The sequence below is a fragment of the Streptomyces sp. TRM64462 genome (assembly GCF_013362995.1).
Classification (GTDB): domain Bacteria; phylum Actinomycetota; class Actinomycetes; order Streptomycetales; family Streptomycetaceae; genus Streptomyces.
The window spans coordinates 1-23,559 of record NZ_JABWDV010000222.1 but is presented as its reverse complement, the minus strand read 5'-3'; the positions used below and the strand labels follow the sequence as shown (position 1 = coordinate 23,559).

Sequence of the window (23,559 nt, the reverse complement as noted above, 5' to 3'; positions counted from 1 at the left end):
TGATCTCCGTCCGCTCCGGGATGCTCCTGTCCCATGAGCCTCCTGACACGGAAGAGCACCGCGAAGATCCGGCCGCGGCCGTTAACGGCAGCCCGCCGCCCCCTTCGCCGTCCCGCGGCCCTCGGCCTCGCCGCCGCGCTGGCCTGGGCCACCCTCGCCCTGACCACCGGCGCGCCGCCCGCCGACGCGGGCCCCTCCGACACCGGCCTCAAGGGCGCCATCGACCGGATCCTCACCGACCCGCGCCTCGACGGCGGCGCCGTCAGCGTGGTCGTCGCGGACGCGGCGACCGGCGAGACGCTGTACCAGCGGGACGGCACCGACCGCCTCCTCCCCGCCTCCAACACCAAGCTCGCGACATCCGCCGCCGCCATGGCCCTGCTGGGCCCGGACCACCGCTTCCGTACGGACGTACTGGCCACCGGCCGGCAGCGCGGCGGCACCCTCCGCGGCGACCTGCACCTGCGGGGCGGCGGCGACCCGACCACGCTCGCCGCCGACTACGACCGGCTCGCCGCACGGGTCGCCGCGTCCGGCATCCGGCGGGTCACCGGCCGCGTACTCGCGGACGACACCCTGTTCGACACGCGGCGGCTCGGCCGCTCCTGGGCCGCCGACGACGAGTCCTCGTACTACTCGGCGCAGATCTCGCCGCTCACCGTCGCCCCGGACACCGACTACGACTCCGGCACGGTCGTCGTCCAGGCGTCGACGGGCCCGTCCGCGGGCGCCCGGCCGCGCGTCGCGCTGACGCCGAAGACCGACTACGTACGGATCGAGAACCGCGCCACCACCGTCCCCGCCGGCCGGCCCGACACGCTCGCGATCGAGCGCGCCCACGGCACGAACACCATCGTGATCACCGGCGAGATCCCCCTCCAGGCGTCGCCCACGAAGGAGTGGATCACCGTCGACGAGCCGACCGGCTACGCCGCAGCCGTCTTCGCGGACGCCCTCGCCGCCCACGGCGTACGCGTCGAGCGGCCGGCGCGCCTCGGCGTGAAGACCCCGGCCGGCGCCCGGCTCCTCGCCAGGCACAGCTCCATGCCGTTGAAGGAGCTGATGCTGCCGTTCATGAAGCTGTCCAACAACATGCACGCCGAGACGCTCACCAAGGCCATCGGCCACAAGGTCTCCGGCAGCGGCACCTGGGACGCGGGGCTCGCCGCCATCGAGGCGTACCTGAAGGAGCAGGGCGTCGACACCGGGCAGCTCCGCCAGGCCGACGGCTCGGGCCTGTCCCGGATGAACCTGTTCCCGGCCGCCCAGCTCACACGGCTCCTCGTCGCCGTGCGGGACGCGCCCTGGTACGCCGACTGGTACGCCTCCCTGCCCGTCGCCTGTGCCCCGGACCGGCCGGTCGGCGGCACGCTGCGCAGCCGCATGTGCGACACGCCGGCGGCGCTCAACGCCCGTGCCAAGACGGGGTCGTTGACGGCGGCGTCGGCGCTGTCCGGGTACGTCACGGACAGGGCGGGGCGGGAGCTGGCCTTCAGCGTCGTCCTGAACAACTACCTGGCGCCGTCGGTGAAGAGCGTCGAGGACGCGGTCGTGGTGACCCTCGCGTCCTCGGACACGGCGAAGGGCGAGACGCCCGAGCAGGCACCCGAGCAGGCACCCGAGCCGCGCTCCCGGCGGACCGCGGAAGAGCCGGCGGCCGCCGCCGAATGCGCTTGGCGGAAGCCCGAGTTGATCTGCTGAAGCCGCGTCATGGCCCGGACCGTACGGGGTACGGGTCCGGGCCATGACGGACATCGAACTCGCCGACGCCATCGCCTCCGTACGCGACCAGCTCATCGACGCCGCGCGACGGGCCACCGGACACCCGGTCGCCTTCGAGATGGGCGAGATCCAGATGGAGTTCACGATCGAACTCCGGAAGGAGCTCAAGGGCGGTACGAAGGTCAAGGCGTGGGTCGTCGAGGCCGGCGCCGACGGCACCCGCACCTCCGGGCGCACCCACCGCGTGGCGTTCACGCTGAAGCCGCAGGACGCGCGGACGGGTGAGCCGTGGAAGGTGGCGAACGAGGACACCGGGGTGGACGTGGGTGACTTCGGCTCGCTGGAGCCGCGGTGAACGCACGGGGCGCCGTCGCCGTTCTCGGTGACCGGCGGCAGGGCAGCGGGGTACTTCTGACACCGGACCTGGTCCTGACCGCGGAGCACGTCCTCGGCGGCAGAGGCGTCTGCGACGTGGCGTTCCCGGGCCACACCAGGTTGTTCGCGGGCACCGCCGTCTGGTCCGACCCCGGGCTGGACGCCGCCCTCCTCCATGTGTCCCGCGGCCCGGAGGACTGGTTCGGATCGCTGCTGCGGACCGTGGCGACCGACCGCCCCGTACCGCACTGCGAGATCCTCGGCTTCCCCCAGATCCAGCGGTACGACCACGGCGGCAAGCTCGATCTGGACCAGTACACCGGGACCGTGCTGCCCATGGCGGGGCTGATCCAGCGGACCATGGTCTTCGAGTTCGACCGCCCTCCGGCCGTCGAGCGCCCCGACGGCCGCTCACCGCTCGCCGGGCTGTCCGGCGCGCCCGTCTTCGCGGGGGACGGGCTGATCGGCATCGTGAAGGAGGTCCCGGCGGGGCGCGGCCACCGCAGGGTGCACTGCGTCCCGCTCGGCGTCCTCGCCAAGAACCCGAAGTTCCGGCAGACGTACATGGTGGTCACGCGGCTGCCGCTGCCCGACCGCCTGACCGGCACCACCGGCGCGCACCCCGAGGACCGGGTGTACGCCGAGGAGTACGCGGAGGCGCTCGGCGCCGCGTACCGCCGTACGAGGATCTTCGGCCTGGACGACCTGGGCCGGCGCGACGCGGAGTGGGACCTCGACACGGCGTACCTGTCCCTGGAGGCGGCGTCCGGGGACCCGGCGCCGCAGCGGGTCGACGACCTGCTGGGCTCCCGGCCGCGGGTGCTGCTGCGCGGCGACGCGGGGGCCGGGAAGACGACCCTGGTGTGGTGGCTGGCCGCGCACGCGGCGGCGGGCACGCTGGGCCCGGAGCTGGGCGAGCTGAACGGCCTGGTGCCGTTCGTGGTGCCGCTGCGGTCCCTCCGCGCGCGTAGCGGGGCGTTACCCGCGCCGGCGGACCTGCCGGGCGTGGCCCGCCTGCCGGTGGACGCGCCCCCGGACGGCTGGGCGGGCCGCGTCCTCAAGGCGGGCCGTGGGCTGCTTCTGGTGGACGGCCTGGACGAGGTGCCGCAGGACGACCGGGAGGCCGCCCACACGTGGCTGTGCGCCCTCCTGGACCGCTTCCCGGACACCCGCTGCCTCGCGACCGTACGGCCCCTGGCGGTGGAACCGGGGTGGCTGGAGCCGGCCGGCTTCGAGGAGCTGACCCTGCTGCCCCTGCGGGACGCGGACATCAGGGCCTTCGTCGCCGCCTGGCACCGCGCGGCCCGCCTGGACGCGGACCCTCGCGAGGACCTGGACGCCCTGGAGCGCGACCTTGTCCAGCAGTTCGAACGGAACCCCACGCTCGCGGACCTGGCCCGCACCCCCCTGCTGGCGGCCGTCATATGCGCCCTGCACCGCCTCCGCCAGGGCTTCCTGCCCGAGAGCCGCTGGGCCCTGTACGACTCCGCCCTGCGGATGCTCCTGGGCACCCGCGACAAGCGGCGCAGCGTGTCCGCCCCGGAGGGCGTGACCCTGTCCGTGGAGGAGCACCACCAGCTCCTCCAGCGCGTCGCCGCCTGGCTGGTACGGGGCGGCCAGACCGAATTCACCCGCGACCAGGCCCTCCACCAGCTGACCCGCGCCCTGCCCGGCATGCCCGGCGTCCGCGACCAGGGCGGCCCGGAGCTGATCCTCACCCACCTCCTCAACCGCACGGGCCTCCTCCAGGAGCGCTCGGACGACGTCTTCCAGTTCACGCACCGCACCTTCCAGGACTTCCTGGCCGCGAAGGAGTTCGTCGAGGACGACAACGTGAAGGAGATGCTCGGCCACGCCCACGACCAGCAGTGGCACGACGTGCTGCTGCTGGCGGCCGGCCACTGCGCGCGCCGCCAGCTCCCGGTCCTGGTGAACGGGCTCCTGCACGCGGGCGACGCGTCCCGCGCGGACCGCCGTACGACCCTGTACGTCCTGGCGGCCCTGTGCGCCCAGCACGCGGCCTGGCTGGACGAACGGACCGACGCGAGAGTGCGCGGCGCCGTACGGGGCCTCCTGCCGCCCGGCAACGCCGGCCGGCGGTCGGAGCTGGCCCGGCTCGGCCCGTACGTCCTGCCGCTGCTGCCGGAGCCGGACGACCGGCTCGACCGGCTCGACCGGCAGCAGCGGACCCTGGCGCTGATCCACGAGGTCGGCGGCCGCGAGGCCGTGCCGTACGCCCGCCGCTTCGCCACCGGCGGGACGCCGACCTGGCTGTTCAGCTCCGACTGGGACCGTTACCCGACACGTGAGTACGCCCGCGAGGTGCTCGACCGCCTGGACCTGCGGCACACGCCGCTGCGGCTGACCACCCGCGCCCAGCTGGCGGAGCTGCCCGGGCTGCCCGGCGCGGGCAACCTCGTCGTGGCGGGCGACTTCACGGCCGACGAGCTGGCCGTCGCCCTGGACGGGCACGCGGCCCGCCGCGTGCGCATCGAGAACAACCGGTTCCTGGAGGGCCTCGGCTTCCTGGAGGCCTGCCCGTGCCTTGAGGTGCTGGAGCTCCACCGCTGCACGGCGCTGCCGTCGGTGGCGGTCCCGCCGGGCCTGGGCGGCCTCACGAGCCTGACGCTGGCGTCGGTGCGGGTGTCGACGGCCGGCCTGGAGGCGCTGGCCCGGCTCCCCAGGCTGCAGTCGCTGTACGTCGAGCAGCCGGTCCTCGAGGGCGACCGGCTCGGCCTGGCACCGCTGTGCAGGCTCCCGGACCTCGCCGTCCACATCACGGGTCTGCCGCAGAACCGGATCAGCGGCCACCGGCTGCTCAGCGACCGCCTGATCATCGACTGACCACGCGGGTCGGCCGGCCACGCGCGTCGGCCGGCCACGCGAAAGGGCCGCCCCCGGCACCGTACGAGACGGTCCGGGGGCGGCCCCATGAGCGGCGGCTCACGCCGCCTGCGTGTTACGCGTCCTTGGACAGGTTCGGCCCCGCCCCGCCGGCCGCCTCGATCGGCGGGACGTCGGGCAGCGCGGACTTCTCCTCGCCGCGGAAGGTGAACTTCTTCTCCTCACCCTCGCCCTCGGTGTCCACGACCACGATGTGACCGGGCCGCAGCTCGCCGAAGAGGATCTTCTCCGACAGCACGTCCTCGATCTCGCGCTGGATGGTCCGGCGCAGCGGCCGCGCACCCATCACCGGGTCGTAGCCGTGCTTCGCCAGGAGCTCCTTCGCGGAACCGCTGAGCTCGATGCCCATGTCGCGGTCCTTCAGACGCTCGTCCACCTTGGCGATCATCAGGTCGACGATCTGGATGATGTCGTCCTGGCTGAGCTGGTGGAAGACGACGGTGTCGTCGACACGGTTCAGGAACTCGGGGCGGAAGTGCTGCTTCAGCTCCTCGTTGACCTTCGCCTTCATCCGGTCGTATCCGGTCTTGACGTCGCCCTGGGCGGCGAAGCCCAGGTTGAAGCCCTTCGAGATGTCCCGGGTCCCGAGGTTGGTCGTCATGATGATGACCGTGTTCTTGAAGTCCACGACCCGGCCCTGGGAGTCGGTCAGGCGACCGTCCTCCAGGATCTGGAGAAGGGAATTGAAGATATCGGGGTGGGCCTTCTCGACCTCGTCGAAGAGGACGACGGAGAACGGCTTGCGGCGCACCTTCTCGGTGAGCTGACCGCCCTCCTCGTAACCCACGTATCCGGGCGGGGAGCCGAAGAGGCGGGAAACCGTGTGCTTCTCGCTGAACTCCGACATGTCGAGCGAGATCATCGCGTCCTCGTCGCCGAAGAGGAATTCGGCGAGCGTCTTGGACAGCTCGGTCTTACCGACACCGGACGGGCCGGCGAAGATGAACGAGCCACCGGGACGCTTCGGGTCCTTGAGGCCGGCCCGCGTACGGCGGATGGCCTGCGACAGGGCCTTGATGGCGTCCTTCTGGCCGATGACGCGCTTGTGGAGCTCGTCCTCCATGCGGAGCAGACGGGAGGACTCCTCCTCCGTCAGCTTGAAGACCGGGATGCCGGTGGCGGTCGCGAGGACCTCGGCGATCAGCTCGCCGTCGACCTCCGCGACGACGTCCATGTCGCCGGCCTTCCACTCCTTCTCCCGCTTGGCCTTCGCCGCGAGGAGCTGCTTCTCCTTGTCGCGGAGGGAGGCCGCCTTCTCGAAGTCCTGGGCGTCGATCGCGGACTCCTTGTCCCGGCGGACACCCGCGATCTTCTCGTCGAACTCGCGGAGGTCCGGCGGCGCGGTCATCCGGCGGATGCGCATCCGGGAACCGGCCTCGTCGATCAGGTCGATCGCCTTGTCCGGCAGGAAGCGGTCCGAGATGTACCGGTCGGCCAGGGTGGCGGCCTGAACGAGGGCCTCGTCCGTGATGGAGACACGGTGGTGGGCCTCGTACCGGTCGCGCAGACCCTTGAGGATCTCGATCGTGTGCGGCAGCGACGGCTCCGCGACCTGGATGGGCTGGAAGCGGCGCTCCAGCGCGGCGTCCTTCTCCAGGTACTTGCGGTACTCGTCGAGCGTCGTGGCGCCGATGGTCTGGAGCTCACCGCGGGCCAGCATCGGCTTCAGGATGGACGCCGCGTCGATGGCGCCCTCGGCGGCACCCGCACCCACGAGGGTGTGGAGCTCGTCGATGAACAGGATGATGTCGCCGCGGGTGCGGATCTCCTTGAGCACCTTCTTCAGGCGCTCCTCGAAGTCACCGCGGTACCGGGAGCCGGCGACCAGCGCGCCCAGGTCCAGGGTGTAGAGGTGCTTGTCCTTGAGGGTCTCGGGCACCTCGCCCTTGACGATGGCCTGCGCCAGGCCCTCGACGACCGCCGTCTTGCCGACGCCGGGCTCGCCGATGAGGACCGGGTTGTTCTTCGTACGGCGGGACAGCACCTGCATGACCCGCTCGATCTCCTTCTCGCGCCCGATGACCGGGTCGAGCTTGGATTCGCGAGCGGCCTGGGTGAGGTTCCGGCCGAACTGGTCGAGCACCAGGGACGTCGAGGGCGTGCCCTCGGCGGGACCGCCGGCGGTGGCGGCCTCCTTGCCCCCGGAGTAACCGGAGAGCAGCTGGATGACCTGCTGCCGCACCCGGTTGAGATCGGCGCCCAGCTTCACGAGGACCTGGGCGGCGACGCCCTCGCCCTCGCGGATCAGGCCGAGCAGGATGTGCTCGGTGCCGATGTAGTTGTGGCCGAGCTGAAGGGCCTCGCGGAGCGACAGCTCCAGGACCTTCTTGGCACGGGGCGTGAAGGGGATGTGCCCGGACGGGGCCTGCTGGCCCTGGCCGATGATCTCCTCCACCTGCTGGCGGACCGCCTCGAGCGAAATCCCGAGGCTCTCCAGGGCCTTAGCGGCGACACCCTCACCCTCGTGGATCAGGCCCAGGAGGATGTGCTCGGTGCCGATGTAGTTGTGGTTGAGCATCCGGGCTTCTTCCTGAGCCAGGACGACAACCCGCCGCGCGCGGTCGGTGAACCTCTCGAACATCGTTAATCGCTCCTCAGAGCGGTCAGGCAGTAAGGGGTCGGTCCCCTCCCTGTCCTTCCGCAGCTTAGTCCCGCAAGCGGGGACCGCTCATTCCAACTGCCGACACCCGTCGATGGCCTCCTGACCCCGAACGCCGACAACTGCTCCAACCCGATGGTGCGAGACGATGTTCCCGCAGGCCAGGCAGATACCCGCCCCGGCAGTACGCCGATGGCGAACGTGAGACGCCCGGGACTGCGTGTCGCCCCTCCCCACTAGGGAATGTCTTACCCGTAACTGGTGACGGTCCATGCGGTACACCCCGGTCGCCTCAGCTACGGGCGAACATCCTTGCGCTGCCGACGGCGCCCGTACGCCCCCGCGCCGGGAACGTAGCGCAATCAGCCTCGCACTCTCCGTAACTTACGGGGCGGGCCGGGAGTTCCCCGTTCATGTCCCCCCGCACCGTTCCGTCCCCCGCGGTCCACTCGCCGGTGCTTCCCCCGGTCGCCGTCCCCGCGCCGCGCCCGCCGCTCGACGGGCCGGCGAGCGATCGCGTCGCGCGCTGGTACGAGGACGAGCTCGGGTGGGCGACGGCCTCGGCGTCACCGGCCGGGTCACCGGCCCGGTCGCCGGCCGAGCGCCCTGCGGGGGCGCCGGTGCGGCTGCTGACCGGACTGCGGTTCGACGTCCTGGAGCTCCCCGCGGCCGCCGGGTTCGCCGTGCTGCGGCGGGTGGGAGGCGAGTGGCCGGTCGCGCTCGCCGGGCACCGGATGCGGATGCTCGTGGCCGCGGGCAGCGCCGAGGAGCTTCCCGGGCTCCTCGACTGGCTCGAATGGAGCGGTGTCGGGCTGGATCTGGCCGCCTGCGGAACGGGCGGCCGGATCACCGCCCCCACTCCCCCCGGGTGGGGCGGATCCGGCACGCCCGGCGCCGCCGTGTGGCTGCGGCCGCCCGTGCCGGGACGCGAGGTGGAGCCGACGCTCCCGGGGATGTCGGCACTCCCGGGCCTGTCGGCGCTCCCCGGGCCGCAGGACGTCCCGGGATCGCCGGGAGGCGGCCCCGAGGGGCCCGGTCTCGTGCGGCTCGTCGCCGTGGCGGCGGCGGAATGCCACCGGGTCCGGCTCCTGGCCGCCCGCGTCCGGCGTCAGGAGGGCGCTGATCAGCGGTTGGCGTCCTCGTAGGCCTGCTTGATCTCGGCCGGGACGCGACCGCGGTCGTTCACGCTGTAGCCGTGCTCCTTGGCCCACGCGCGGATCTTCGCGGTGTCCGGGCTGCCACCCGCGGCGGCGCGGCCCTTGCCACGGCCGCCGGCGGCACGGCCACCGGTGCGCCGGCCGCTCTTGGTGTACGGCTCGAGCAGGCCGCGGAGCTTGTCCGCGTTGGCGGTGGTGAGGTCGATCTCGTAGGTCTTGCCGTCCAGAGCGAACGTCACGGTCTCGTCCGCCTCGCCGCCGTCGAGGTCGTCGACAAGAAGGACCTGAACCTTCTGTGCCACCGGATTTCCTTTCATCGAAAATGCAGTACGCGGAAAGGAAACCGCTTTTCTCTGGAAAACACAAACCCTTGGGACAGGTTCAGAACCGCGAGAACACGGGAAACATACGCGATTCGGACATAGGGTTCGGGCCGCTGCGCACCGATCACAGGTGCAGAAGCATCCGGCTGTTGCCCAAGGTGTTCGGCTTCACCCGTTCGAGACCGAGGAACTCGGCGACACCCTCGTCATAGGAACGGAGGAGCTCGGCGTAGACATCTCCGTCGACCGGCGTCTCACCGATCTCGACGAAGCCGTGCTTGGCGAAGAAGTCCACTTCGAAGGTCAGGCAGAAAACCCGGCGCACCCCGAGCCAGCGGGCCGTGTGCAGCAACTTGTCCAGCACCTGATGCCCCACACCGGCGCCCTTGAAGTCGGGGTCGACCGCGAGGGTGCGGACTTCGGCGAGATCTTCCCACATCACATGGAGGGCGCCGCAACCGACGACCGTCGCGTCCTCGTCGCGTTCCGCGACCCAGAACTCCTGGATGTCCTCGTAAAGCGTCACGGTCGCTTTGTCGAGCAGGATCCCGCGGGTCACGTAGGGATCGACCAGGCGCCGTACGGCCGGGACGTCGCTGGTCCGGGCACGGCGGACGGTGACCGCTTTCGACGGGGGCGCGGCGGATCCGGACGGCGTGGAGGACGTGGAGGACGCCGACGACGGTGACACGGAAGGCGGCCGGGAAGACGACGTTGAAGGCGACGCGGAAGACGGCTCTGAGGACGACGCGGAAGACAGCTCGGAGGACGACTCGGGAGGCGACGCGAAAGACGGCCCGGAAGGCGGCTCGGAAGGCGTGGACGACATGGCTCGGAACGCTATCGCCCGGCGGCCGGCCCGCCGTCGGCGCCCTGGTCGCGGCCCTGTCCGCGGTCAGCGTGCGGCGGCTTTTGGGCGGGCGGTTCTTCCCGCTGTTCCGGTTCCTCTTGTTCCGGTTCTGCGGGAACGCCTTCCTGGGTGTCCCGCTGGGCGATGCGGATGGCGTCGCCCAGCGCTTCCCGCTGCTCCGGCGACATCATGTCGAAGAAGGCGATGAGCGCGGCGGCGGGGTTGTCGCTCAGGGCCCACGCCTCGTTCATCAGTGCGGCCGAGTAGGCGGCCCGCGTGGAGACCGCCGTATATCGATAGGCGCGGCCGACGACTTCCCTGCGCACCCAGCCCTTCTGATGGAGATTGTCGAGCACGGTCATGACCGTGGTGTAGGCGATGGACCGTTCCTTCTGGAGATCCTCCAGGACTTCCCGGACGGTGACAGGACGGTTCCATTGCCAGACGCGCGTCATGACGGCGTCTTCGAGCTCTCCCAATTGACGGGGCACACAGCCACCATAGTGGGAGATCTCCGAATGAACAGCTATTGACGTAACAAAAAGGGCGTACAGCGCAAATGACGCTGTACGCCCTCAAAGAGCCTTCGGTTCCGTCAGGTCACGCAGGTCACGCGGCGGAGCCGCTGTCCGACTGCCGCACGGCCTCGGCGCGGGCGAACGCGGCGTCGACGGCGGCGTCCTCCTTGGCCTTGTTCGGGCCGCCCTGGCTCTTGACGATCGTCACGATGACGGCGGTGAAGAAGGCGGCCATCACCACGGGCGGCAGGAGCGCGGATACGTAGTCCATGGCATCCAGACTAGCTACCCGGCCGCACGCTTCTCCGCCGGGGGCGGAGCCGGGCGCCGGCGCGGCGGGAAGACCTCGGACGGCTTCGGTACGGGGCGTTCCGACGGGCTCGGCGTGGCCGGGGTGGCGGGCTTGGGCGGCTGCGGCTTCTTGGGCTCCTCCTTGCCGCCGCCGTCGCCGCGGCCGCCGCGGCCGCCCTGCAGGACGAGCAGGCGGGCGCGGGGGCCTGTGGGAGCGGGGATGGCGGGCGCGGGCACGGCAGGCGCGGGCACGGCGGTGCGGCGGTGGCCGGCCAGGCGGGCGCGGAGGGACCGCTCGGCCAGCACCTGGCAGCGGGCCAGCAGGGCGGCGCCGGCGGGCGTGCCGCGCAGGGTGCGCAGCGCCGCGAGGTCGTCGGGCCCCGGCTCGTACCCGGCGGCCAGGGCGTCCTGGAGCAGATCCAGGTAGCCGGTGGCGGCGCCGGGCAGGGACGCGCGGTAGCGGGCCAGGTCGGCCAGGACGAAGGCCCTGAACCTCCCGCCCTCGTGGGCCGCCTCGTCCACGGCGTCGGCGAGGCGCAGGCAGTCCCGGACGTCCTCGTCGGCGAGCGGGGTCGGGTGCAGGGCGTGGCCGAGGGCGCGTCGCAGCACACGCAGCTCGTCTGCGCTGAACGCCAGGCCGCCTCGTGATCCGTATGGCGTGGGCATGGCCCGACAATACGTGCTTATCGGACAAACTTCGCGTAGGGCGAGCCGCCCGGGCGCGTTGCGGCACGCTTCGCGGGGCGCGTTGCGGGGCGCTTCGCGGGCGCGTTGCGGGGCGCTTCGCCGGGGGTTACATGCGGGACATGTTCCGTTCGTACACCAGGCGCAGGCCGATGAGGGTCAGCCAGGGCTCGTGCTCGTCGATGAACTCGGCCTCGCCCAGCACCATCGGCGCCAGGCCTCCGGTGGCGATGACGGTGACGTCGGACGGGTCGCCGTCCGGGCCGGCCAGTTCCTGCCGCATACGGCGCACGACCCCGTCGACCTGGCCCGCGAAGCCGTAGATGATGCCCGACTGCATGCACTCGACGGTGTTCTTGCCGATCACGCTGCGGGGCCGGGTGACCTCGATCTTGCGGAGCTGGGCGCCCCGCACCCCCAGCGCCTCGACGGAGATCTCGATGCCCGGGGCGATGACCCCGCCCACGTACTCGCCGCGCGCGCTGACCGCGTCGAACGTCGTCGCCGTACCGAAGTCCACGACGATGGCGGGGCCTCCGTACAGGTCCACGGCCGCCGCCGAGTTGATGATGCGGTCGGCGCCGACCTCCTTCGGATTGTCCGTCAGGACCGGCACGCCCGTCTTGACGCCGGGCTCCACCAGGACGGCCGGTACGTCCCCGTAGTAACGGCGGGTCACCTCGCGCAGCTCGTGCAGGACGGACGGGACCGTGGAGCAGATGGCGATGCCCTCGATGCCGTCGCCGAGCTCGTCGCCGAGCAGCGGGTGCATGCCCATCAGACCCTGGAGCAGCACGGCGAGTTCGTCCGCGGTGCGGCGCGCGTCCGTGGAGATGCGCCAGTGTTCGACGATCTCCTCGCCGTCGAACAGGCCGAGGACGGTGTGGGTGTTGCCGACGTCGATGGTGAGCAGCATCAGTCCTGATCCGCCTCTCGCAGGTCGAGACCGATGTCGAGGATCGGGGAGGAGTGGGTCAGGGCCCCGACGGCGAGGTAGTCGACGCCGGTCGCGGCGTACGCGGCGGCGTTCGCCAGGGTGAGGCGGCCGGAGGACTCCAGGACGGCGCGGCCCGCGACGAGCGTCACGGCCTCCTCGGTCTCCAGGGGCGTGAAGTTGTCCAGGAGGATCAGGTCGGCGCCCGCCTCCAGGACCTCGCGGACCTGGTGGAGCGTGTCCACCTCGACCTCGATCGGCACGTCGGGGAACTGCTCCCGTACGGCCTTGAACGCCTGGGCGACGCCGCCCGCCGCGATCACGTGGTTGTCCTTGACCAGTGCGGCGTCGGAGAGGGACATACGGTGGTTGACGCCGCCGCCGCAGCGTACCGCGTACTTCTCCAGGGCGCGCAGGCCCGGCGTGGTCTTGCGGGTGTCGCGGACCTTCGCCTTGTAGCCCTCCAGCGCGTCCGCCCACGCGCGCGTGGCGGTGGCGATGCCGGAGAGGCGGCACATGATGTTGAGCGCGCTGCGCTCGCCGGTGAGCAGGTCGCGGGTGCGTGCGGTGACGGAGAGCAGCTTCTGGCCCGCCTCGACCCGGTCGCCGTCGGAGACGTGCCGCTCGACCGCGAACTCGTGGGTGCAGACGATGGACAGGACGGCTTCCGCGATGTGGATGCCGGCGACCGTGCCCGCTTCGCGCGCGGTGAAGTCGGCGGTGGCGACGGCGTCCTCCGGGACGGTCGCGACCGTCGTCACGTCCACGCCGCCGTCCAGGTCCTCCTCGACGGCGCGGTACGCGATGTCCTCGACGAGTACGGGGTCGAGGCCGGCGTTCGCGAGCAGCGCGGCGAGCGCGGGGTCGAGCCCGCACTCGTACAGGTCGTCGTCCTCCCCGCCCGCGGCGCCGGACGCGCAGCCGCAGCCGTCGCCGCAGCCGCCACCGCCCGTGTCCTGGGTGATGCTGATGAGGGGCACGTCCACGGGTTCGGGGCGTTCTTCGGGCGTACTCATGGTCACGGCTCCCTGGGGGCGTCAACGACGACGGTCGGTGCTTCGGCTGCTGTCGGGGGGAAGTTCTGGCTGTCGGTGGCGCGGACGTCCAGGGTCCGGTCCGGGTTGAGGCGTACGACGAGGTGGCGGCGCCAGGCGGTGTCGTCGCGGTCGGGGTGGTCCTCGCGCCAGTGGCAGCCGCGGGTCTCCTCGCGGCGGCGGGCGGCGGCGACCAGGACCCTGGCCACGCAGAGGAGGTTGGTGGTCTCCCAGGACTCGACGCCGGGCTCGGCGGGCTTGTACTCGCCGGCTCCGGTGGCGGCTCCGGTGGCGGTTCCGGTGGCTGCCTCGTTGTGGATGGCGTCCAGTCGCTCGGCCGCTTCGGCGAGGCTGGCGGCGGAGCGCAGCACTCCGGCGCCGTTGGTCATCACATGCTGGAGGCGGGGGCGGGCCGCCGGGTCGAGGAGCGGGAGGACCCGGGGCGCCGGGTGCGGCACGGGGGCGCCGGCCCGGATGCGGCCGCCCGCGATGTCGTCCGCGATGCGCTCGGCGAAGACCAGGCCCTCCAGGAGGCTGTTGGAGGCGAGGCGGTTCGCGCCGTGGACGCCCGTACAGGCCACCTCTCCGCACGCGTAGAGGCCCGGAACCGTCGTACGGCCGTGGAGGTCGGTACGGACGCCGCCCGACGCGTAGTGGGCGGCCGGGGCGACCGGTATCGGCTCCGTCACCGGGTCGAAACCGTGGGAGCGGCAGGCGGCGAGGATCGTGGGGAAGCGGGTCTCCCACATCCGCGCGCCGAAGTGGCGGGCGTCGAGGTACATGTGCCGGGTGCCCTGCTCGCGCATCCGGCGCATGATGCCCTTCGCGACGATGTCGCGCGGGGCCAGCTCGGCCAGTTCGTGCTGCCCGACCATGAAGCGGACGCCGTCCGCGTCGACCAGGTGGGCGCCCTCGCCCCGTACCGCCTCGGAGACCAGCGGCTGCTGGCCCTCCGCCTCGGCGCCCAGGAACAGGACCGTCGGGTGGAACTGGACGAACTCCAGGTCGCTGACCTCGGCCCCGGCGCGCAGCGCGAGCGCCACGCCGTCGCCGGTGGAGACGGCCGGGTTGGTGGTGGCCGAGAAGACCTGGCCCATTCCGCCGGTGGCGAGGACGACCGCCGGGGCGTGGACGGCGCCGACGCCGTCGTGCTGGCCCTCGCCCATGACGTGGAGGGTGACGCCGGCGGTGCGGCCATCGGCGTCGGTGAGGAGATCGAGGACGAGGGCGTTCTCGATGGTGCGGACGGCGCGGTCGCGGACCGCGTCGACGAGGGCGCGGGAGATCTCGGCGCCGGTCGCGTCACCGCCCGCGTGGGCGATGCGGCGGCGGTGGTGACCGCCCTCGCGCGTGAGCTCGATGGTGCCGGCCGCGTCCTTGTCGAAGCGGGCGCCGGTGGCGATGAGGCGGCGTACGGCGTCGGGACCTTCGGTGACCAGGGTCCGTACCGCCTCCTCGTCGCAGAGGCCGGCGCCCGCGACGAGGGTGTCGTCCATGTGCTGACCGGGCGTGTCGCCCTCGCCGAGCGCGGCGGCGATGCCGCCCTGGGCCCAGCGCGTCGAGCCGTCATCGAGCCGGGCCTTGGTGACCACGACCGTACGGAGACCGGCGGCCGTGCAGCGCAGGGCGGCGGTCAGGCCGGCGACACCGGAGCCGACGACGACCACGTCGGCGTCGATGGCCCACCCCGGGGGCGGGGCCTGCAGTCGTATGCCGGTCATGCGGAAGCTCCGGGGGTCGTCGGGGCGGGGGTTGTGGGGGCCGGGGTTGTGGGGGCCGGGGTTGTGGGGGCCGAGGCCGGGGTCGTGGGGGTTGGGGCTCCGGAGTCGTGGGTTTGGTCTGTGGGGCCGTCGGCTGACGGGGCGTCCGGTGTCGCGGCCTCCGGGTGGGCGGCGGACGGGAAGGAACCGGGCGGGAAGGGTCCGGACGGGAAGGGGCCGGGCGGGAAGGGGCCGGGCGGGAAGGGGCCGGGCGGGCCGAAGGTGAGCGGCAGGTTGTCGATGAGCCGCGTCGTACCGACCTTCGCGGCGACCGCGAGGATCGCCTCGCCGGTGTGCTCGTCGCGCACATCGGTGAAGTCGGCCGGATCGACCAGGGCGACGTAGTCCAGGACCAGCGGCGGGTCCGCCTTCGCCGCCTCGTCCAGCACCGCACGGGCGGCCGCGCGCACCGCGTCGGCGCCGCCGCTGCGCGCGTGGCCGGCCTGGGCAACCGCGTGCGCGTCGGCGGCCGCGCGGGACTCGCCGAGCCGGGACAGGGCCTCTGCCCTGCTCTGCGAGGCGGGCGCGGTCGCTGCCCTGGCGCGCAGGGCCTGCTGGGCGGCCAGCCGGTCGCTCGCCGCGAACAGCGCGGCGGACAGGGCGAGTGCGGTACGGCGCTCCCTGGTCGACAGGTACCTGTTGCGGCTGGACAGCGCGAGGCCGTCGGGCTCGCGGACCGTGGGTACGCCGACGATCTCGGCGCGGAAATCGAGGTCGCGCACCATGCGGTGGATCAGGGCGAGCTGCTGGGCGTCCTTCTGGCCGAAGAACGCCACGTCGGGGCGGGTGAGGTGGAGGAGCTTGGCGACGACGGTGAGCATGCCGTCGAAGTGTCCGGGCCGGGACGCGCCCTCCAGGCGCTCCCCCATGGGGCCCGCGGTGATCCGGACCTGCGGTTCGCCGCCCGGGTACACCTCGTCGACGGACGGGGCGAACACGGCGTCGGCGCCCGCGGCCCCGGCGACCTCCACGTCCGCGTCGAGCGTGCGCGGGTACCGGTCCAGGTCCTCGCCCGCGCCGAACTGGAGCGGGTTGACGAAGACGGTGACGACCACGAACCCGTCCGGCCCGACGTGACCCCGCGCGGTACGGACGAGCGTGGCGTGCCCGTCGTGCAGGGCGCCCATGGTCATGACGACCCCGATCCGCCGCCGCCGGCTCGCGGCCTGGTCCAGGAGCCGGTCCAGCGCGTCCCGGGTGTGCACGAGGACGGGCGCGGAGGGGGCCCCGGGCGCGGGCGCTGAGGCGGGTGCGGGTGCCGAGGCGGGCGCGGAGGCGGGTGCGGGTGGGGAGGCGGGCGCGGGCGTGGAGGCGGGCGCGGGTGGAGGTGCGGAGGCGGGCGCGGGTGGAGGTGCGGAGGCGGGTGCGGGTGCCGAGGGGTCGCGGCGGGTGCCCTTGGTCGGCGCGACGCCGGGTGAGGCGGGTGCGGCTCCGGGCGAGCCGGACTGAGCGTCGCCGGGTGTGCTGGGGGACGCCGAGGCTGCCGGGGTCCGGATGGGGTCGGGGGGTGCCGATGCCGTCGGCGCGGAGGTCGCGGAGGTCGCCGCAGTCGCGGAGTTCGCCGACGGGTTGGGCGTCCGGGTCCCGTGGGACGCCGTGGCCGCCGTCCTCTGGTTGGACGTGGGGCTCATCGGCTGCCGTCTCCTTCCGGGCCTTCTGCGTCGCGTCCTTCACCGGCCGGGCCCGCGGCGAGGACACCGAGCAGGTCCTCCGCGAGCTCCGGCTTGAGCAGACCGTGTGCGAGGGCCCGGTCCGCTGTCGAGCGGGCCATCGCCAGATACCCGGCGACCGTGCCCGGGGCGTGCTTGCGCAGCTCGGCCACGTGCGCGGCGACCGTCCCGGCGTCGCCCCGGGCGACGGGCCCGGTCAGGGCCGCGTCACCGGACCGCAGCGCGTTGTCGAGCGCGGCGCCCAGCAGCGGGCCGAGCATCCGGTCGGGCGCGGCCACCCCGGCCTCGCGCAGCAGCTCCATCGACTGGGCCACCAGGGTGACCAGGTGGTTCGCACCGAGTGCGAGAGCCGCGTGGTACAGCGGGCGGGCGTCCTCGGCGATCCACTCGGGCTCGCCGCCCATCTCGATGACCAGCGCCTCGGCGGCCAGGCGCAGTTCCTCGGGCGCGGTGACGCCGAACGAGCAGCCGGCCAGCCGCTGCACGTCGACGCTCGTGCCGGTGAACGTCATGGCGGGATGCAGGGCGAGCGGCAGCGCGCCGACGCGCCTCGCCGGGTCGAGGACGCCGACGCCGTACCGGCCGGACGTGTGGACGAGGATCTGGCCGGGCCGTACGGCTCCGGTCTCGGCCAGCCCCTCGACCAGGCCGGGCAGGGCGTCGTCGGGGACGGTGAGCAGCACCAGCTCGGCCCGTTCCAGTACCTGGGCGGGCGGCACGACGGGGACGCCGGGCAGCAGCTCGGCGGCGCGGCGCAGGGACGCGTCGGACACGCCCGAGACGGCGACCGGGCGGTGCCCGGCGAGCTGCAGGGACGCGGCCAGTGCCGGGCCGACCCGACCGGCGCCTACGACGCCGACGGTGAGCCGGGCGGGGCGGGGTTCTGGCGATGGGTTCACGTGGCGCGGGCCTTCCGTTCCAGTCCTCAGGGGGTACCGGACGATTTCTCGTCATGCTACGCCAGCGTTTCGCGCGGCTTCTCCGCTGTCCACAGGCCGCAGTGCCCGGTCGGATTAATGGGGCGCCCTGTGGACAGGGCGCGTGGATGATCGGCGCATGAGTGCTGTGATGAACGAGGACGCGGAGCACGGGCGAGGCCGGCAGGCGGACGAGCGGAAAGGGGAGGTGGCCGAGGAGCGCGCAAAGCGAAGGACAGACGAGCCAGAAGAGATGAAGAGGACGGAGGAGCGGCAGGAGGAGGAGCGGCAGGAGGAGGAGCGGCAGGAGACAGAGGAGAGGGAGGAGACGGAGGAGGCCAGGCAGTGGCGGCGTCGGCTCGCCGCGTGGCGCGGGGCCGACCGGAGGCTGTCGTGGACGTCGGCCGAGGCGACCCTCGGGCAGCGGCTGGCGGAGCTGGCGGCCGACGCCGGCACGGTCCACGACCTGGACGAGACCGTGGACATCTACGGGAACGAGGACGGTGTCGTAGGAGAGCTGGAGCGGCGCGTGGCCACGCTGCTCGGCTTCCCCGCGGCGGTGTTCTTCCCGACCGGGACCATGGCGCAGCAGGTGGCGCTGCGGTGCTGGGCGGGGCGGACCGGCAACCCGGTGGTGGCGCTGCACCCGCTCGCCCACCCCGAGGTGCACGAGCGGGGCGCGCTCGGGACGGTGAGCGGGCTGCGGACGGTCCATCCGACGGACGCGGCGCGGCTGCCGACGGCCGACGAGGTGCGGGGCCTGGAGGAGCCCTTCGGCACGCTGATGCTGGAGTTGCCGCTGCGGGACGCCGGTTGTCTGCTGCCGACGTGGGACGAGCTGGAGGAGGTGGTGGAGGCAGCGCGGGAGCGGGACGCGCTGGTGCATTTCGACGGGGCGCGGCTGTGGGAGTGCACGTCGCACTTCGGGCGGGACCTGAAGGAGATCGCGGGCCTCGCGGACAGTGTGTACGTGTCGTTCTACAAGTCGCTGGGCGGACTGTCGGGGGCGGCGCTGGTGGGACCGGAGTCGTTCGTGGAGGAGGCGCGGGCGTGGCGCCACCGCTACGGGGGCAACGTGTTCCAGCAGTACCCGGCGGCCCTGTCCGCCCTGCTGGGCCTGGAGCGGGAGCTGCCGAGGCTGCCGGCGTACGTGGCGCACGCGGCGGTCGTGGCGGAGGCGCTGCGGGAGGGGTTCGAGGCGGCTGCGGTGCCGTGGTTCCGCGTCCATCCGGAGGTGCCGCACACGCACGAGTTCCAGGTGTGGCTGCCGTACGCGCCGGAGGTGCTGACGGAGGCCGCGGTCCGGCAGGCGGAGGAGACGGGGGTGGTGCTGTTCCGGCGGTGGAGCGCCGGGAGTCCGGGAGGAGCACCCGGTGTCGCCTTCACCGAGGTGGGGGTGACGGCGCCGGGGCTGGAGTGGACGGCTGACGATGTGAAGGGGGCGGTGGTGACGTTCATGGAATTCGTGCTGCGAGGGGGGCGGGGGTGAGGCGGGTGGATTGACGAGGGTCGTCAAGTGATCGCCCATGCCGGTGGTGCACGGCGCACCATGGGGGCGTGAGCGTGACCATTGACATCACGGGCCTGCCGTCAGAGCGGGTCGTCTTCGACCTGTCGCCCCTCGCCGAGCTGGGCGCCGCCCTCCACGCCCTGGCGGAGCCGGCGCACCATCCGGGGCTGCACGGATGGGCGACGGCGACCGCCGCGGGACTGAAGCCCGACCTGGCCGAGCGGCTCCACGAGGCGAACTTCCTGTGGACGGCCACCATGTCGGACGTGTTCCAGCCGTACGCGGGGCTGCCGGGCGGGAGCGGGCGCCCCGGGGCGACCCTCGCGGACGAGCTGGACATGCTTGACCGGCTGGACGAGGAGCGGTTCATGCAGGCGGCGCTGGAGTTCAGCTGCTCGGCGTCGCACACGTCCGGGGAGCCGGTACGGCCGGCGCGGGCCCTGGAGCTGGCGGCGAACCGGGGGCCGCGGCAACTGGACTTCACGCGGCGGCTGCTGGCCGACCCCGGTGGGGTGCGGGCGTGGCTGCGGCGGCTGTTCGAGGACTGTGACGAGGCGTTCTTCGCGGACACCTGGCGGCGGGTCCGGACGGGTCTGGCGGCCGACGCCCGGGAGAAGGGCGCGCTGCTGCGCCGCAAGGGGCTGGCGGAGGCGCTGCGTGCGGTGTCGCCCGCGGTGACGCTCGACGAGGAGGACGGCCGGCGCCGGATCCACGTGGACAAGATGGCCCACGGCCGGACGAGCGCGGTGGACCCGGAGGTCGGCGCCGGGGTGACGTTCGTGCCGTCCAGTTTCGGCTGGCCGCACCTGATGGTGCTGTACGCGCCGGGCTGGCGGCCGGTCGTGAACTACCCGGTGGGTCCGGCGGTCGTGCCGGATCCCGCGTCGGTGGAGCTGCTGCAACGGCGTATGGACGCGCTCGCCCACCCCATGCGGATGCGGATGTGCCGGCAGCTGGCGCGCGGCCCGTACACGACGACGGAGCTGGCGGACACGTACGGGATCACGCCGCCCGAGGTGTCCCGCCATCTGTCGGTGCTGAAGAAGGCCGAGCTGGTGACGGTCCGGCGGCGCGGCCGCTATGTCCTGCACCAGCTGGACGTGGCGGCGGTCGCCCGGATCGGCAGCGACTTCCTGGAGACCGTGCTGCGCTGATGTGCCGGGCGGGTCAGGAGGGGGCGCCGCCACCCGCTCTGACCAGGCCGGACTCGTAGGCCAGGACGACGACCTGGACGCGGTCGCGGAGTTCCAGCTTGGTGAGGATGCGGCCGACGTGGGTCTTGACGGTGGCTTCGGACAGGACGAGGCGGGCGGCGATCTCGCCGTTCGACAGGCCCTGGGCGACCAGGAGCATGACCTCGCGTTCGCGGTCCGTGAGCCGTTCCAGGGCCTTGTGCTGCGGCTGTGTACCGCCGCTGGACGGCAGCATGGGCGAGAAGCGGTCCAGGAGCCGCCGGGTCGTGGACGGGGCGACGACCGCGTCGCCGCTGTGCACGGCGCGGATGGCGGCGAGGAGTTCGCCGGGCGGCACGTCCTTGAGCATGAAGCCGCTGGCGCCGGCCTTCAGCCCGGAGAAGGCGTACTCGTCCAGGTCGAAGGTCGTGAGGATGAGGACCCGAGGGGCGCCGGGCTCGGAGCAGATACGGCGGGTCGCCTCCACCCCGTCGAGCTTCGGCATGCGGACGTCCATGAGGACGACGTCCACGGCCGTCGACCGCAGCACCTGGAGGGCCTCGGCCCCGTCGCCCGCCTCCGCGACGACCTCCATGTCCGGCTGGGCGGCGAGCACCATGCGGAACCCGGTGCGCAGCAGCACCTGGTCGTCGACGAGCATCAGACGGATGGTCATGTGTCAGTGTCCTCTTCTGGACTGGTGAGCGGGTCTCATACGGGTCTCATACAGGTCTCATACGACTACGGCAGTTGCACGGGACTAGCGGGGCCTACGGGCCTTGTGCGGGGCCCGAGGGGGCTCAGGCCTGTTTCAGGGGGAGCAGGGCGCTGATGCGGAAGCCTCCGCCCGGGCGCGGCCCCGCGTCCAGGGTGCCGCCGACCATGCCCACCCGTTCGCGCATGCCGATCAGGCCGTGGCCCCTGCCGTCGGCGCCGCCGTCCTCGTACATCTCGTGCGCGGCGCCGCGCCCGTCGTCCTCGACCAGCAGGCCGAGCCCGTCGTCGAAGTACGTCAGCCGGACGCTCGCCCCGACGTCGGGGCCGCCGTGCTTGCGGGTGTTCGTGAGCGCCTCCTGCACGATGCGGTACGCCGTGAGTTCGACTCCGCGCGGCAGGCGGCGTGGCGTGCCGACGACCTTGAAGTCCACGGGCAGCCCCGCGGTGCGGACCTGCTCGACGAGGTCCTCGATCTGCTGCACGTCCGGCTGCGGCACGTACTCGCCGGCCTCCTGGTGCTCGCCCGTCCGCAGGATGCCCAGCAGCCGGCGCATCTCGGCGAGCGCCTGACGGCCGGTGGACGAGATGGTCTCCAGCGCCTGCCGCGCCTGGTCGGGCGCGGCGTCGAGGACGTACGCGGCGCCGTCGGCCTGGACGACCATGACCGACACGTTGTGCGCGACGACGTCGTGGAGCTCCCGGGCGATCCTGGCCCGCTCCGCCGCGACGGCCACCTTCGCCTGCGCCTCCCGCTCCCGCTCCAGCCGGGCCGCGCGCTCCTCCAACTGGGCGAGGTAGGCCCGCCGCGTCCGCATGGAGTCGCCGAGCACCCAGGCCAGCACGAACGGCACCGTCATCACGACGGTGCCGAACACGGCGGCCGCGGTCGACGTCTCGCGCATCGGCCAGCGCACCTGTGCCAGTGGGGCCGCCGCCACCCCGGCGGTCAGCGCCAGCCGCGACGCCCAGCGGGGTCCGTCGTGCGCGGCGACCGTGTAGATGATGACCAGCATCGCGAAGTCGGCCGGATTGATCTCCACGTCCAGCACCAGCTGGGCCAGCCCGACGGCGACCGCGAGGACAAGCATCTCCCGCGGTGCCCGCCGGCGCAGCGCCACGACCAGGCACAGCAGCAGCACGACGACCGCGGCGACCAGAAGGTGGGTCGCGGTGCCGGCCACCCACAGCGCGGAGAACCCGAGGAGCGTCAGAGCCCAGAAGGCGTCGACGCCCGTCGGGTGTCTGCGGAGGAAGTCGTAGAGGCGCTGCACGTAACCCAGCGTAGGGAAGCGGAATAGGTGCACGGGTCAACCAGGAGTGCGATACGGCGGCAGGGGCCCTACTCCCCAAGGTGGACACTGTGCCCGTGACGGATGAGACCGACGGGCCGGACGAGGCGAACAACCCGTACGAGGCCCACGAAACAAGTGCAGCAGGCACACCAAGCGCACCAGAAGAAGCAAGCGCAGCGAAAGAACCGGGCGCCGCCCCGTCCCCATGGCGGCGCTGGCGGGACGCCGCCGAGGATGCCCTGTACGGCCCCGGCGGCTTCTACCTGCGCCCCGAGGGCCCCGCGGGCCACTTCCGCACCTCCGTCCACGCCTCGCCGCTCTTCGCCGCCGCCGTCGCCCGCCTCCTGGAGCAGGTGGCGCGGGACCTGGGAACGGACGAGGTCGCGTTCGTGGACATGGGCGCCGGCCGCGGCGAGCTCGTGACGGCCGTGCTCGCCGCCGCGCCGCCCGGGCTGCGGGTCCGGGCGTACGCCGTCGAGCGCGCCGCCCGCCCCGATGGCCTCGACCCGCGCGTCGAGTGGACCGCCCGGCCGCCGGCCGGCGTACGCGGCCTGCTGTTCGCGAACGAGTGGCTGGACAACGTCCCTGTGGACGTCGCCGAGGCCGACGACGCAGGCACCCCCCGGTACGTGGAGGTACGGCGGGACGGCACCGAGCGGCTCGGCGCGCCCGTGACCGGGGCGGACGCCGCGTGGCTGGCCCGCTGGTGGCCGCTGCGCGAACCGGGCGGCCGCGCCGAGATCGGCCGCGCCCGCGACGAGGCCTGGGCGGCGGCCACCGGCACCCTCGCGGGCGGCCTGGCGGTCGCCGTGGACTACGCGCACACGGCGGAGGCGCGCCCTCCGTTCGGCACCCTCACCGGGTTCCGCGACGGCCGCGAGGTGCTGCCCGTCCCGGACGGCACGTGCGACATCACCGCCCATGTCGCACTGGACGCCTGCGCCGCGGCGGCGACCCCGCCCCCGCCTCAGGCCCCGCCCCCGCCTCAGGCCCCGGACCCGGCGCACGCCCCGCCCCCGGCGCACGCCCGTGACGCCACCGCCCCGGACGCCCCCGCCCCCGCCCGTCCCGCGCCCAGTACCGTGCGGGCGGTTCCCTCGCGGGCACCGCGCGGCTGTTGCTGGCCCGCG

Annotated in this window: 19 protein-coding genes and 1 pseudogene; 7 read left to right on the top strand and 13 right to left on the bottom strand. The window is 73.1% G+C overall.

The genetic code is table 11. From position 1 onward, the window contains the following. Positions 1-33: 33 nt before the first annotated feature. From dacB to HTZ82_RS10085, 3 genes are read left to right on the top strand one after another with little or no spacing between them, the layout of a single operon-like run. Positions 34-1,701 carry a D-alanyl-D-alanine carboxypeptidase/D-alanyl-D-alanine-endopeptidase gene (gene dacB, locus HTZ82_RS10095; RefSeq protein ID WP_175408977.1) on the top strand — a complete coding sequence of 556 codons (1,668 nt, stop codon included), beginning with the start codon at positions 34-36 and terminating at the stop codon, positions 1,699-1,701. A gap of 43 nt (positions 1,702-1,744) precedes the next feature. Next, entirely contained in the window at positions 1,745-2,077 is a 333-nt protein-coding gene (locus tag HTZ82_RS10090) for a trypco2 family protein (protein WP_175408976.1), read from the top strand. Then, positions 2,074-4,941, top strand: coding sequence for an NACHT domain-containing protein (locus HTZ82_RS10085; protein ID WP_309235397.1), 2,868 nt, complete (start codon positions 2,074-2,076; stop codon positions 4,939-4,941). Before HTZ82_RS10090 ends, HTZ82_RS10085 begins: the two co-directional genes overlap by 4 nt. A 115-nt stretch (positions 4,942-5,056) precedes the next feature. Here HTZ82_RS10085 and HTZ82_RS10080 read toward each other — a convergent pair whose 3' ends face one another. Further along, entirely contained in the window at positions 5,057-7,582 is a 2,526-nt protein-coding gene (locus HTZ82_RS10080; RefSeq protein WP_175408975.1) for an ATP-dependent Clp protease ATP-binding subunit, read from the bottom strand. Positions 7,583-8,013: 431 nt separating this feature from the next. On the opposite strand from HTZ82_RS10080, the gene HTZ82_RS10075 reads away from it, so the two are divergent. Next, positions 8,014-8,745 (top strand): SCO3374 family protein, encoded by a 732-nt coding sequence (locus HTZ82_RS10075; RefSeq protein WP_175408974.1) that lies wholly within the window; start codon positions 8,014-8,016, stop codon positions 8,743-8,745. Here the strand turns inward: HTZ82_RS10075 and HTZ82_RS10070 are convergent. The 10 genes and pseudogenes from HTZ82_RS10070 to HTZ82_RS10025 all read right to left on the bottom strand — a co-directional run bounded on the left by HTZ82_RS10070 (position 8,724) and on the right by HTZ82_RS10025 (position 17,720). After that, the gene (locus HTZ82_RS10070) at positions 8,724-9,059 is read right to left on the bottom strand and encodes an Lsr2 family protein (protein ID WP_175408973.1); all 336 of its coding nucleotides are present in this window, start codon (positions 9,057-9,059) and stop codon (positions 8,724-8,726) included. The genes HTZ82_RS10075 and HTZ82_RS10070 overlap by 22 nt on opposite strands. A gap of 145 nt (positions 9,060-9,204) precedes the next feature. Beyond that, a complete protein-coding gene (locus HTZ82_RS10065; protein ID WP_175408972.1) occupies positions 9,205-9,771 on the bottom strand; it encodes an amino-acid N-acetyltransferase in 567 nt (188 codons plus the stop codon). Positions 9,772-9,920: 149 nt separating this feature from the next. Beyond that, complete coding sequence (locus HTZ82_RS10060) at positions 9,921-10,421, bottom strand: BlaI/MecI/CopY family transcriptional regulator (RefSeq protein ID WP_309235396.1); 501 nt, start codon at positions 10,419-10,421, stop codon at positions 9,921-9,923. Positions 10,422-10,539: 118 nt separating this feature from the next. Next, complete coding sequence (locus tag HTZ82_RS10055; protein ID WP_175408971.1) at positions 10,540-10,719, bottom strand: hypothetical protein; 180 nt, start codon at positions 10,717-10,719, stop codon at positions 10,540-10,542. 14 nt (positions 10,720-10,733) lie between these two features. Next, entirely contained in the window at positions 10,734-11,375 is a 642-nt protein-coding gene (locus HTZ82_RS10050) for a hypothetical protein (RefSeq protein WP_175408995.1), read from the bottom strand. A gap of 157 nt (positions 11,376-11,532) precedes the next feature. Then, positions 11,533-12,339 carry a type III pantothenate kinase gene (locus HTZ82_RS10045; RefSeq protein WP_175408970.1) on the bottom strand — a complete coding sequence of 269 codons (807 nt, stop codon included), beginning with the start codon at positions 12,337-12,339 and terminating at the stop codon, positions 11,533-11,535. Further along, entirely contained in the window at positions 12,339-13,373 is a 1,035-nt protein-coding gene (gene nadC, locus HTZ82_RS10040; RefSeq protein ID WP_175408969.1) for a carboxylating nicotinate-nucleotide diphosphorylase, read from the bottom strand. Before nadC ends, HTZ82_RS10045 begins: the two co-directional genes overlap by 1 nt. A 2-nt stretch (positions 13,374-13,375) precedes the next feature. Continuing rightward, the gene (locus HTZ82_RS10035; protein ID WP_175408968.1) at positions 13,376-15,112 is read right to left on the bottom strand and encodes an L-aspartate oxidase; all 1,737 of its coding nucleotides are present in this window, start codon (positions 15,110-15,112) and stop codon (positions 13,376-13,378) included. A gap of 245 nt (positions 15,113-15,357) precedes the next feature. Continuing rightward, positions 15,358-16,356, bottom strand: a pseudogene (gene panC, locus HTZ82_RS10030) (pantoate--beta-alanine ligase); the annotation flags it as partial. Positions 16,357-16,778: 422 nt separating this feature from the next. Then, complete coding sequence (locus tag HTZ82_RS10025; RefSeq protein ID WP_175408967.1) at positions 16,779-17,720, bottom strand: Rossmann-like and DUF2520 domain-containing protein; 942 nt, start codon at positions 17,718-17,720, stop codon at positions 16,779-16,781. Positions 17,721-17,991: 271 nt separating this feature from the next. Here HTZ82_RS10025 and HTZ82_RS10020 point away from each other — a divergent pair, with 271 nt between their 5' ends. Beyond that, positions 17,992-19,227, top strand: coding sequence for a beta-eliminating lyase-related protein (locus HTZ82_RS10020; RefSeq protein ID WP_175408994.1), 1,236 nt, complete (start codon positions 17,992-17,994; stop codon positions 19,225-19,227). Between the two features lie 68 nt (positions 19,228-19,295). After that, positions 19,296-20,402, top strand: a complete 1,107-nt coding sequence (locus HTZ82_RS10015; RefSeq protein WP_375540796.1) for a DUF5937 family protein — start codon at positions 19,296-19,298, stop codon at positions 20,400-20,402. A 13-nt stretch (positions 20,403-20,415) separates the two neighbouring features. On the opposite strand, the gene HTZ82_RS10010 is transcribed toward HTZ82_RS10015, so the two are convergent. Beyond that, on the bottom strand, positions 20,416-21,096 hold the full coding sequence (locus HTZ82_RS10010) for a response regulator transcription factor (protein WP_175408966.1): 681 nt from the start codon (positions 21,094-21,096) through the stop codon (positions 20,416-20,418). A gap of 124 nt (positions 21,097-21,220) precedes the next feature. Continuing rightward, a complete protein-coding gene (locus tag HTZ82_RS10005; protein ID WP_175408965.1) occupies positions 21,221-22,408 on the bottom strand; it encodes a sensor histidine kinase in 1,188 nt (395 codons plus the stop codon). Between the two features lie 260 nt (positions 22,409-22,668). Here HTZ82_RS10005 and HTZ82_RS10000 point away from each other — a divergent pair. Continuing rightward, positions 22,669-23,559, top strand: an 891-nt coding sequence (locus tag HTZ82_RS10000; RefSeq protein ID WP_217623870.1) for an SAM-dependent methyltransferase, incomplete at its 3' end; no start/stop codon positions are given.

Excerpts from the sequence above, each read along its gene's own strand:
- dacB (WP_175408977.1), top strand. The coding sequence starts at position 34 with ATGAGCCTCCTGACACGGAAGAGCACCGCGAAGATCCGGCCGCGGCCG.
- HTZ82_RS10090 (WP_175408976.1), top strand. The coding sequence starts at position 1,745 with ATGACGGACATCGAACTCGCCGACGCCATCGCCTCCGTACGCGACCAG.
- HTZ82_RS10080 (WP_175408975.1), bottom strand. The coding sequence starts at position 7,582 with ATGTTCGAGAGGTTCACCGACCGCGCGCGGCGGGTTGTCGTCCTGGCT.
- HTZ82_RS10075 (WP_175408974.1), top strand. The coding sequence starts at position 8,014 with ATGTCCCCCCGCACCGTTCCGTCCCCCGCGGTCCACTCGCCGGTGCTT.
- HTZ82_RS10055 (WP_175408971.1), bottom strand. The coding sequence starts at position 10,719 with ATGGACTACGTATCCGCGCTCCTGCCGCCCGTGGTGATGGCCGCCTTC.
- HTZ82_RS10045 (WP_175408970.1), bottom strand. The coding sequence starts at position 12,339 with ATGCTGCTCACCATCGACGTCGGCAACACCCACACCGTCCTCGGCCTG.
- nadC (WP_175408969.1), bottom strand. The coding sequence starts at position 13,373 with ATGAGTACGCCCGAAGAACGCCCCGAACCCGTGGACGTGCCCCTCATC.
- HTZ82_RS10035 (WP_175408968.1), bottom strand. The coding sequence starts at position 15,112 with ATGACCGGCATACGACTGCAGGCCCCGCCCCCGGGGTGGGCCATCGAC.
- HTZ82_RS10020 (WP_175408994.1), top strand. The coding sequence starts at position 17,992 with ATGAAGAGGACGGAGGAGCGGCAGGAGGAGGAGCGGCAGGAGGAGGAG.
- HTZ82_RS10010 (WP_175408966.1), bottom strand. The coding sequence starts at position 21,096 with ATGACCATCCGTCTGATGCTCGTCGACGACCAGGTGCTGCTGCGCACC.